Raw genomic sequence first — 10,062 nt, 5'->3', positions numbered from 1 at the left:
ATCCTGGCACGCATGGCGGAGAAAGGCAGCGCCGACGCGGTGGCCGAATTCTGCGTGCCGGTCGCGATCGCCTCGCTTGCCGCGTTCACCGACGTGCCGCTGGCTGATTCCAAAAATTGGCTCGGCTGGATCACCAAAATGTTCAACGTCAGCGATCCCGTCGCCGGCGCGGCCGCGAGCCGCGATCTCGTTGCCTATATCGACGGGCTGATAGCGGCGCGCCGGGAGGCTCCGACGGGCGACTTCATCAGCATGCTGATGGCCGCCGAGATCGATGGCGAAAGTCTCGACGACGGCCAGATACGATCCTTCATGACGGTGGTTTTCGGCGCCGGTTTCGAGACCACCGCCGACGGCCTCTCGGTCATGCTGCATTGGCTCGCCGAAAATCCGGGCAGCTTGGCGCGCTTGGCCGCCGAGCCAAGCCTGATCCCGACGGCGGTCGAGGAATTCCTGCGCTTTTCCGCGCCGATCCAGATTTTCGGCCGCAACGCCGCGCACGACCTGACCGTGCACGAACGCCGGATCCAGGCTGGCGACATAGTCGCCCTTGGTTTCGGCTCCGCCAACCGCGATCCAGCCGCGTTCGAGGCACCTGACGAACTGCGCCTGGACCGAAAGCCGAACAGACATCTCACCTTTGGCGCAGGGCCGCATCTCTGCGCTGGCGCCGGTGTCGCCCGTATGGAATTCGCATTGACGCTGGAGGGTCTGATCGAGGCCGGAATTGGCCTGGCCCTCGACCCTGCGGTTGCGCCACGCTGGAAAACCAGAGGCGACCGGCGCGGCTTCGCGAGCCTGCCCTTGCTCATCGAAAGAAAGAAGACGGATTGACCATGGTTCATCCCACCACCCGCATGCGCTTTCACGGCGTCGCCGCCTACGAAATCCTGACCCGCGACGGACTGCGCATCCTGTGCGATCCATTCCTGGATCAGAATCCTGGCGCGGCGACGAAATCGACCGAGTTCGATCAGGTCGATCTGATCATCGTCAGCCACGCCGCCTTCGACCATCTCGGCGATACCGACAAGATCGCCGCCAAATATGGTTGCCCGGTCGTCTGCGGCGGCGAGGTCAAGGCATGGCTCATGGACCGCGGCATCCCAGCCAGCCAGATTCGCGCAACGACCTGGGGCATTCGCGTCAAGGTCGCCGGCATCGAGATCCAGCCGCTTGAATGCCATCACTGGTCGCAGATCAGGCTGAAGGACAATTCCTTCATTTCCGGTGTGCCAATGGCCTTCATCGTCTATGCCGACGACAATCTGCGCTTCTACCACTACGGCGATACCGCCATCTTTTCGGACCTCAAGCTGCAGGCCGAACTCTACAAGCCGAATGTCGGCTGTATCGGTATCGCCAACCCACAGGAGATCCTGCATCTGAATCCGATGCCGGGCGAAATGCTGACCGGTGAGATGAGCCCTTATGAGGGCGTTCTCGCCACCCAATGGCTTGGCCTCGAGACTGTGCTGCCGTGCCACTACATCAAGCTCGATGGCGACAAGGACGTCGCCGATTATATGAAGCACCACCGCGAGGCCAAGGCGCGCGGCGAGGCGATCGCAGACCCTTATCTGCTGCGTGCCGGTGACTGGATCGAATTCGACCGCGACGGCAAGGTCCTGCGGCCGGCCAAGGCGGCCTGACGCGATGCGCGCAGCTGTCTTCGACGCACCTTTTTCAATCCGCATGGCCGAGGCGCCGAAGCCGCAGCCGCGAGCCGGAGAGGTGTTGGTTCGCGTGAAAGCTGCCGGCCTTTGCGCCGGCGACCTCTACATTTATACCGGGAAGAACCCCTATGTGACCTATCCTCGGATCGGCTGCCACGAGATCGCCGGCGTCGTCGAAGCCTATGGTGCCGACGCCACCGGTCCAGCTATCGGCACGCGCGTCGTGGTCGACCCGTTCATCGGTTGCGGCCACTGTTACCCATGCCGGATCGGCAAGCGCAATTGCTGCGCCAACCTCACCATTGTCGGTGTGCATCGCGAAGGCGGCTTCGCCGATTTCGTCACGGCGCCGGTGCAGAATCTCAACCTGGTGCCAGAGACGCTCACCGACTTCGAGGCGGCATTCGCCGAGCCGGTGGCCATCGGCGTGCAAGGCTGCCGGCGTGGCATGGTCACATCAGAGGATACCGTGCTGGTGCTCGGCGCCGGACCGATCGGCCTGGCGATCGTCGAGGTCGCCCGCGCTGTCGGTGCAAAGGTCTTCGCGACAGATCTGTCGGCTGAGCGCCTGTCCACGGCAGCCGACCTCGGCGCCATACCAATTGCCGGCGGTGCCGGTCTTCTGGAACGCGTCCTTGAGATCACCAGCAGCGAAGGCATGCCGGTTGTCATGGAGGCGACGGGCGCTGCTACGATGATGGAAGAGACGATCGATCTCGTCGCAGCCGGCGGGCGCATCGTCATTCTCGGTTTGCTCAAGAAGGGCCAGGGCATCACCTATCCTGGCCTCGATTTCACCCGCAAGGAAGTAACGATCCTCGGCTCGCGCGCTTCGGTCGACTGCTTTCCCGAGGCGCTGGCCCTGCTTGCCTCGGGCAAGATCCACTATCCGAAGATCGCAAGCTCCTTCGCACTCGGCGAAGCCCCCGACGTCTTCCAAAAACTCGCCGACAATCCAATGGCTTTGCACAAGGCCGTGTTCGTTTCGGAGGACTAGATGAAGCTTGTTACTTTCTCCCATAGCAAGGGAGGCCATACCCATCACGCCGGCGTGCTCGACGGCGATCACGTCGCATGTCTGACTGAAGCCGGCATTGCCGGCAGCGTGATCGAGATCGTTCTTGGCGGCAAAAAGATGCTGGACCAAATCCGCGCCGGCGTCGCCAAGGCGCCGCGCTTTGCGCTGGCCGACGTGACGCTCGAAGTGCCGATCCGACCGGGCAAGGTTCTGTGCTCCGGCATCAATTACAAGGGCCACGCCGAGGAAAACCCCAACGCGAAAATGCCGAGCGAGCCGTTCTTCTTCACCAAGCTGCCGACTTCGGTGGTTGGGCCGGGTGTGCCGGTCGAAAAGCCTGTCAGAACCGAGCAGATGGACTACGAGGTGGAGTTTTCCGCCGTCATCGGCAAGAGGCTGCACAAGGCTAGGGAAGCCGACGTGATGCCGGCGATCTTCGGCTACACGCTGCTCAACGACATTTCGGCACGTGACGTGCAGTTCAAGGACAACCAGATCACCATCGGCAAGAATTTCGCAGGCTTCTCTCCGATCGGTCCGTGCATCGTAACGTCGGACGCGATGCCCCACCCCGACAACGTGGCGCTGAAGACGCGGCTGAACGGCAAGACCCTACAGGATGGCAGCACCTCGGACTGGCTGTTCTCACTGCCGCTATTGATTTCCTTTCTCTCGCAATACATCCCGCTCGAACCCGGCGACATCGTATCGACGGGAACGCCGGCCGGCGTCGGCATCTTCCAGAAGCCGCCGATCTTCATGAAGGCCGGCGACATCGTCGAGATCGAAGCCGACGGCATCGGCATTCTCAGAACTCCGATCGTTGCGGGATAGAAATGGCGAGGGGGTCGATTCGGATCGGCGTGATCGGCTGCGGCTTCTACGCGCAGAACCATCTGCATGCGTGGCAGGACCTCGCGGGCGAAGGCGCCGCGCTTGCCGCTGTCTGCGATGTCGACACCGGCAAGGCGGAAGCGGCTGGCCGTGCATTCGGTGTTCCGTTTTATACGGACGCGGCGACGATGCTCGCAGGCGACCGGCTCGATGCCGTCGACATCGTCACCCGCCATAATACGCACTGCGCGCTCTGCGAACTGGCGATTTCGCGCGGCATCGCCACCATCGTGCAGAAGCCGTTCGCACCGACCTGGGAGGACTGCCTTGCGATCGTCGAAGCCGCCGAAAAGGCCGGGGTGTGGCTGGCGGTTCACGAGAATTTCCGCTTCCAGACGCCGATGCGCCACGTTCGCCGCGTCATCGACAGCGGCGCCATCGGCGCGCCGAGCTGGGCCCGCATAATGTTTCGCACCGGCTTCGATGTTTATCGCACGCAGCCCTACTTCTATGATGAGGAACGCCTGGCGATCGCCGATGTCGGCATCCACGTGCTCGACCTCGCACGCTTCTTCCAGGGTGAAGTCGAGCGCATCTCGTGCGAAACCCAGCGCCGCAATCCCAAGGTGCGGGCCGAGGACACAGCCACGATGCTGCTGCGCCATCGCAGCGGTTCCGTCAGCGTCGTCGAATGCACCTATGAGGCGCGGCGCGACCCCGATCCGTTCCCAGAAACGCTGGTGGAGATCGAGGGCGACAAGGGTTCAATTGTTGTACTTCCGGGCTCGCGCCTGCGGGTTAGCAGCAACGGAGTGACGACAGAGGAAGACATTGGCTCACCGCTGCGCTCATGGACCACCGTTCGTTGGCATGTCGCCCAGGAAGGCGCGTTCCTTGCCTGCCGCCATTTTCTCGATTGCTTGCAGCGCGGCGTGCAGGCCGAGACGTCGGGGCAGGATAACCTCAAAACCTACGCTCTGGTTGATGCGGCATACCGCGCGGCAGTGGAACACCGCGCCGTCGCTCCGGAAGAGTTGAATGAAAGCGCGGGCGCGCCGCGCTCGAAAGCCCGGGGGGCGCAATGACGGCAGCGCGCGGAAACGCCCCGGCACGGGCGAAAGTCAAGGTTGGCGCAGCCTTTGCGATCACCGTGGCGTTCGAGCTCGTCGACGGCGTCTTCTCCGAATTCCATCGGCTGGTCAGCGAAAATGCAGCGCTTTCCGTAGAACTCGAGCCGGACTGCCTGCGCTTCGACGTGCTGACACCCGAGTACGCGGCCGAGGCCAAGCATGTCTTCCTCTACGAGATTTACCGGGACCGCGCCGCCTTCGACCTGCATCTCGCCTCGGAGCATTTCCGTCGATTCGACCAGCGGTCGCGTGAGCTGGTGATCAGCAAGACGGTCCTTGCCTATACGGTCCGGGAAAACGCCAAGATCGCGGAACGGACATGAGTGCCAGCGACCTTGAACTGTTCGGCACGAACGAGCCGGTCGCCGAGCGCCGGTCTCTCACGGCCGGAGCACTGACCGTGATCCTCGAAGACGGCAATCTTCGCACGATCCGCTTCGCCGGCATCGAGGTGGTCCGCGCCATCAACTATCTGGCGCGGGATGCGTCCTGGGGGACATACAAGGCCGAGATTTCCAATATGCGGATTTCGCAAGGCGAGGCTGCGTTCGAGGTCGGCTATGACGGTCTATGCAGCGGTCCCCACGGCAGCTTTTCCTACCGGATTAAGATTACAGGCGAGGCCTCGGGCACGCTGTGCATGGAGGCGGAAGGCATCGCCCTTACCGACTTCCCAACCAATCGCACGGGCTTCGTCGTGCTCCATCCCTCGGAGGCGGCGGGTGGGCGGCTGACCATCGGCCACAGCGACGGCCGCAGCGAGGAGACAATGTTTCCGGAGCCTATCAGCCCCGACCAGCCGGCTTTCGACATAAGGACGCTGACGCACGAGCCTACGCCCGGCATGGTCTGCACCGTCGCCGTGGAAGGCGATGCCTTCGAGATGGAGGACCAGCGCAACTGGACCGATGCCTCGTTCAAAACCTACATCCGTCCTCTGTCGAAGCCGCGGCCCTATCTCATCGCCAAGGGATCGAAGGACGTCCAGCGCATCGTGGTCTCCATCCAAGCCAAGACATTGCCAGCCCGACCCAAAACCGCTGACAAGGCAACCCTGATGCTAGGCGGACCTGTCGGCCGGATGCCGTCAATTGCCTTATTCCTCGACCCTGATGATCTGTCCGCGGCAGTGGCGGGAGCTTCATTGCTTGGCCCGGCACAAGAGGTCATTGTCCGCTTCGATGGTGCGCGCGCGCATGACGACCGAATGCTGCGCAAAGCGGCCGGCTTTACCGATTCGATCGGCGCCCGGCTGGCGATCGAGGTGATCTTTGATGCCGTCGACCCAAGAGCCGAGGCGAAGACCATTGTCGATGCGTTTCGTTCATCGGGCGTCGAACCCAGCGCCATCCTGATTTCACCAAGGCGCGAGTTCAAGACGCGCGCGTCGAACCTGGTGCCTACAGGCGAACGGCCGGTCGGCGATCTGGTGAACGCATTCAAGGCCGCTGGAATCGCCGCTTCGGTAGGCGCCGGATCCCCTTCCCTGTTTACCGAATTCAATCGAAATCCACCGACCGGCGACGCCGATTTCGTCTTCTTCGGCAACGCAGCCATCGTCCATGCCGCGGACGATCGTTCGGTCATGGAGACATTGACCGTTTACCCCTCGGTTATCGCGACGGCGCGGCATCTGTGTCCGGGAAAGCCGATCTGGCTTGGACCTTGCACGATCGGCATGCGCCACAATCCCTACGGCGAGGCGCTGGTGGCCAATCCTGCACGTTCACGTGTCCCCGCTGCCGGCGACGACCCTCGTCACGGCGCGTTGTTTGGGGCGGCCTTTGCTGTCGGCGTGGCGGCTCAAGCTGCCACCGCCGGTGTTGATCGTCTCATTCTCGCGGCGCCCACGGGGCGATTCGGCCTGCTTGACGCCGCCGGGGAGCGCCGGCCGCTCCAGGCAGTCCACGCTGAACTGGCAGCGGCCTCGGGCGCCGAACGCCGAGAGATTGCGGTCGATCGCTCCGGAATCGCGGCCGTTGCCTATCGTACCGGCGACGGCGCCCGCATCCTGGTCACAAATCTCACCGCCGAGGATATCGAGATTTCGGTCCCGCAGGCTTTCCAGTCTGCCGGTAGCATCGAGCCGTCGGCGACGGTGTCAACATTGCCAGGCAAGCAGCTAATTCTGCATCGGTATCGAACGATGATACTTACTGCATCCGCAACCGGTCGAAACTCAACATCGCTCGTCGATAGCCTTTGACCCAAACTGACTGATCAGCTGTCGACCGCGACAGCACGAGCTCAAGCGCGATGACGGCGTTGGGGCCGGAGCCAGACGGCCCGCTATTGGGGGGGCGAGGTCGGCGGATACCCACCATTCGGCAGACGATCGCTGAGCGGACGTTGAGACGGGTTGCATTCATACGGATGGACTTCACCGCCCCAGCGGCAGTTTGGAGACCGCCGCAAGTTCTTCCTCGTCTCTAATCCCGGCCTGATAGTTTGCTATAACGCGGGATGCGAGCGCGGGCGATTGGCCCTCGCTTTTCACGAAAAACGCGGCCCAGCAGAGCGACTTCGGAGGAATCGAACACCCCAGCTTCTTTAGCTCGTTGATAAACTGGCATGTGCCCTCCCTCGATGGATGCGTGAAAAACTAAACTCGTTCAAAGATTCGACGCAAAGCAAAAATGGATCGGTGTTGGCCCGACACCCGCCTGTCTGATGCCTAGGAGAGGCTTGACGCCGGATAGACGTACACGGCCCGCCCTGCGGACTTTGCCGGGCCGCCCAGAAGCGATTTCGGAACGGAACCAAAGAGGTGAGCTGTTCGCGATGGTCGCGCCTGCGGAGAGCCCACCACGCCCGTCGGCGGCGGCGATGTGCCCGTCCTTGGAGTGACGCAACTGATGTGTTGCCCTTGATTCGTCGGCCAGCCGCGACTTAAATAGCGCCGACGAGAAAGTGCTGCGAGTGCTTCTTGGCAGACGCGTTCAGGGGCTCGCGCGGCCGAGCTCGCGATCAAGGCACGCCCGCGTCAAAAATCAATTGCAAATCCCGCCTCAATCGCACTTCGCGCAACGCAGTCGCCGAGTTCCCAGTCCGTCAGTTCGGAATGCGGAAAAGCTCGCCGCGTTGCCTCAATGACCTCGGATATCGAGATGCTCGGCCTGCCGACGTTGTCGATCAAGTGGCAGATGATCGCTTGGCGAAGGTCCGAAAAAGCAGGCTTCTGGTCGGTCGTGGGCATCCGGCCCTAGGAATGGAGCTGGGGTGCTACGCTGTCGGCCGTCGTTTTATCGAAAGCCACAGCCACACCGTGAACGATGGATGCCGCCGCCAACATCTCCTCTAAGTGGCGGTCAGAGGCCTTACAGGTCGGCATGAGTGTTCGGATGGCGCGGATTGCCTTTGCGATGGAGAGGAACCGAGCTTTGCCTCTGGAAAGAACATAGGCCTCGGTAGCTCTTTCAACCGTGATGGAATGAAAAGCGTTGCTCATCAAGAATACCTCCCTGCCCCAGAGCAATATGATTTATCGCCAAGATCTGACAGCCTTCAAGGGCATGTCCGATTCCGACAGTCGGGCACTGGCTATGTCGAAGTGATGTTGCTCCTCCTCGCCATACGCACCATTTGTGATTTCGATCATTCCGGCGCGGTCAATAATCGTGATCTCGCCACGCTTGGCATGAACCAGCCCCCGATATTCGAGCATTTGAAGGGCGGTAGTAACGTTGGGAACCAAGCTTGGTCGCCAGAAATTCATGCGTCAGGTAGATCTTGTCCCCTTCGATGAGGTCGTTCATCATCAGCAGCCAGCGGGCGAGACGTTCCTCGATTTTCGATTGGCTGTTGACCAGCGCCATGCGGGAGGACTGGATCAGGGACGCGTGGGCGTGCCGTAGCAGTGACGGCTAAAGGCTCTGGCTTTCGGCAATCGCAATGCGGAGAGGCTCAACCGGCAGGCACCAACCGTTGCTGGCGAGTTGGATACAGGTTTCGTTAGGAGACCTGTCTTGGCCGAGAACGACCGCAAGACCCGTCATGCCATGGTGGCCGATGATGCCTACTTCGCTTTGCCGCCCTCCGCGGCGACCACGGACGCGATTCCCGTCTCGGGAAAATATACCTGCTTGATTGGCTGATATGCGATCTCGAGCCGGGCTTTGACGGCCAGTTCGACGCGATGCATCGATGGGCGTAAACGCGCGAAATCCTCAGGCGTGAGGTTTTTCAATACATGGTTGCGAAAGGTGGATTGAGGCATGGCTCTTCTCCCTAAACGGGCAAGAGCGCGTACCTCTCACTGTCGGCTACATCCGAAGGATCTGGCAGCCAATGATTAAGCTTAAGCTTCATATGCGCGCCTAGCAAACGGCCGCATCGAATTGCCACCGGCTCGTTAAGCGAGGCGTAACCATGACACACAGCCTCACGGATCGTGAATGAACGAACTGGGGTGGCGGCGGTTAAGCTCGCGCTTCCAGAGAGGACCACGTTTTGCTCGCGACCGCTTTCGCTTTGCTGATCTCATTCTCGGTCAGCGTTGCCCTCGTTTCATGGGCCGCGCCGATCGGCGCGGAAGCCATATCCACCGACCTGCAGAAGTCCATCGACGGATGGGAATTGCGTCAAACAATGTCCGACGCGCTCCCGCAACGCGCTAGATGATTGCCTCGCGCGCAGAACACCCTCAAACGAGACGACCGTCTCGACGCAGGCTGTGGTGCGATCATCAACATCTTACGGCTTTGGTTGCCGATCGCCGGATTTTTTCGCGGCGGCTCTTTTGGCAGGTGTCTTAGCGCCTGCCTTGCGGCCGAGGCCCATAGACTTCGCGAGGGCTGATCGCTGAGCCGCACAGCTAGGGGCCACCATACGGTAATCCTTTGCCAGACCCCATTTTGCTCTATATTAATCTGGCGTCATACACAGCAGGCCCAAGTGGCGTTTCATAGATCTGAATTTCCGCCCATTCTCCAAGGCGCACAATCCGAACGCTTGGCCCGCTGGCTCGCTCGGCATCACGCCTCCCGGAACGGCGAATCTGATCCCTCTCTGGAACATTGGGCGTCGAAAACTTCGGCGATTAAACTGTTCTCCCTTTTTTACGGTGCTTGTTCCCACGACTGTCGACTGGCCCGCTGCCATGACGTCTCCGGTGGCGGGCATTTTTTCGTATGTCGATCGCAGCAGATTGACCCATTCGGCGACAGCGAGCAGCAGGTCCTGTCACTGACCACAGATCCAATCTCTGGTCGGCCCGCGCCTCCCCTGGGGTGCGGATTATCCTCTTGGGGGCTTCTTGACAGACTTCGGCAGCGTGAGGCAATTTCGCGCCTTGAGAAATCAACCGGGGGAATACCTATGAAAAAGACCTACGAAAGACCTGCGCTGGTGAAGCGCGAGAGGCTGACGTCAGTTGTCGCCGTTTGCGTCTCGAACTGCCCGATCT

General features: G+C 61.3%; 11 protein-coding genes and 1 pseudogene. 7 read left to right on the top strand and 5 right to left on the bottom strand.

The genetic code is table 11. The features are described 5' to 3' along the window. The 7 genes from LB543_RS33335 to LB543_RS33305 form a co-directional block, all read left to right on the top strand. A partial coding sequence (locus tag LB543_RS33335; RefSeq protein ID WP_224617301.1) for a cytochrome P450 occupies positions 1-834 on the top strand: 834 nt, incomplete at its 5' end. A 2-nt stretch (positions 835-836) separates the two neighbouring features. Beyond that, complete coding sequence (locus tag LB543_RS33330) at positions 837-1,652, top strand: MBL fold metallo-hydrolase (protein ID WP_224617300.1); 816 nt, start codon at positions 837-839, stop codon at positions 1,650-1,652. 4 nt (positions 1,653-1,656) lie between these two features. Further along, positions 1,657-2,673, top strand: a complete 1,017-nt coding sequence (locus tag LB543_RS33325; RefSeq protein WP_224617299.1) for a zinc-binding alcohol dehydrogenase family protein — start codon at positions 1,657-1,659, stop codon at positions 2,671-2,673. Beyond that, positions 2,674-3,528, top strand: a complete 855-nt coding sequence (locus LB543_RS33320; RefSeq protein WP_224617298.1) for a fumarylacetoacetate hydrolase family protein — start codon at positions 2,674-2,676, stop codon at positions 3,526-3,528. A 29-nt stretch (positions 3,529-3,557) separates the two neighbouring features. Further along, positions 3,558-4,613: a Gfo/Idh/MocA family oxidoreductase gene (locus tag LB543_RS33315; protein WP_318013039.1), complete on the top strand. Its 1,056-nt coding sequence runs from the start codon at positions 3,558-3,560 to the stop codon at positions 4,611-4,613. After that, a complete protein-coding gene (locus LB543_RS33310; protein ID WP_224617296.1) occupies positions 4,610-4,981 on the top strand; it encodes a putative quinol monooxygenase in 372 nt (123 codons plus the stop codon). The genes LB543_RS33315 and LB543_RS33310 overlap by 4 nt, the downstream gene beginning before the upstream one ends. Continuing rightward, positions 4,978-6,864, top strand: a complete 1,887-nt coding sequence (locus LB543_RS33305; RefSeq protein WP_224617295.1) for a hypothetical protein — start codon at positions 4,978-4,980, stop codon at positions 6,862-6,864. The genes LB543_RS33310 and LB543_RS33305 overlap by 4 nt, the downstream gene beginning before the upstream one ends. Before the next feature lie 777 nt (positions 6,865-7,641). Here the strand turns inward: LB543_RS33305 and LB543_RS33295 are convergent. The 5 genes and pseudogenes from LB543_RS33295 to LB543_RS34120 all read right to left on the bottom strand — a co-directional run. Continuing rightward, the gene (locus LB543_RS33295) at positions 7,642-7,854 is read right to left on the bottom strand and encodes a hypothetical protein (RefSeq protein ID WP_224617294.1); all 213 of its coding nucleotides are present in this window, start codon (positions 7,852-7,854) and stop codon (positions 7,642-7,644) included. A 6-nt stretch (positions 7,855-7,860) separates the two neighbouring features. Then, positions 7,861-8,106 carry a hypothetical protein gene (locus tag LB543_RS33290; RefSeq protein ID WP_224617293.1) on the bottom strand — a complete coding sequence of 82 codons (246 nt, stop codon included), beginning with the start codon at positions 8,104-8,106 and terminating at the stop codon, positions 7,861-7,863. Positions 8,107-8,266: 160 nt separating this feature from the next. Beyond that, positions 8,267-8,473 carry a helix-turn-helix domain-containing protein gene (locus LB543_RS33285; protein ID WP_224617292.1) on the bottom strand — a complete coding sequence of 69 codons (207 nt, stop codon included), beginning with the start codon at positions 8,471-8,473 and terminating at the stop codon, positions 8,267-8,269. Between the two features lie 200 nt (positions 8,474-8,673). Beyond that, the gene (locus tag LB543_RS33280) at positions 8,674-8,874 is read right to left on the bottom strand and encodes a hypothetical protein (protein WP_224617291.1); all 201 of its coding nucleotides are present in this window, start codon (positions 8,872-8,874) and stop codon (positions 8,674-8,676) included. A 476-nt stretch (positions 8,875-9,350) separates the two neighbouring features. Further along, positions 9,351-9,509, bottom strand: a pseudogene (locus LB543_RS34120) (MucR family transcriptional regulator); the annotation flags it as partial. Positions 9,510-10,062: the final 553 nt, after the last annotated feature.

The organism is Mesorhizobium sp. ESP7-2 (assembly GCF_020164715.1).
Lineage (GTDB): Bacteria > Pseudomonadota > Alphaproteobacteria > Rhizobiales > Rhizobiaceae > Mesorhizobium.
The sequence above is the reverse complement of the archived record's forward strand: the minus strand, read 5'-3'. Positions and strand labels throughout refer to the sequence as shown.

Bases quoted from the DNA above. Each gene is read 5' to 3' on its own strand.
- LB543_RS33325 (WP_224617299.1), top strand. From the start codon at position 1,657: ATGCGCGCAGCTGTCTTCGACGCACCTTTTTCAATCCGCATGGCCGAG.
- LB543_RS33330 (WP_224617300.1), top strand. From the start codon at position 837: ATGGTTCATCCCACCACCCGCATGCGCTTTCACGGCGTCGCCGCCTAC.
- LB543_RS33320 (WP_224617298.1), top strand. From the start codon at position 2,674: ATGAAGCTTGTTACTTTCTCCCATAGCAAGGGAGGCCATACCCATCAC.
- LB543_RS33295 (WP_224617294.1), bottom strand. From the start codon at position 7,854: ATGCCCACGACCGACCAGAAGCCTGCTTTTTCGGACCTTCGCCAAGCG.
- LB543_RS33310 (WP_224617296.1), top strand. From the start codon at position 4,610: ATGACGGCAGCGCGCGGAAACGCCCCGGCACGGGCGAAAGTCAAGGTT.
- LB543_RS33285 (WP_224617292.1), bottom strand. From the start codon at position 8,473: ATGGCGCTGGTCAACAGCCAATCGAAAATCGAGGAACGTCTCGCCCGC.
- LB543_RS33305 (WP_224617295.1), top strand. From the start codon at position 4,978: ATGAGTGCCAGCGACCTTGAACTGTTCGGCACGAACGAGCCGGTCGCC.
- LB543_RS33290 (WP_224617293.1), bottom strand. From the start codon at position 8,106: ATGAGCAACGCTTTTCATTCCATCACGGTTGAAAGAGCTACCGAGGCC.
- LB543_RS33280 (WP_224617291.1), bottom strand. From the start codon at position 8,874: ATGCCTCAATCCACCTTTCGCAACCATGTATTGAAAAACCTCACGCCT.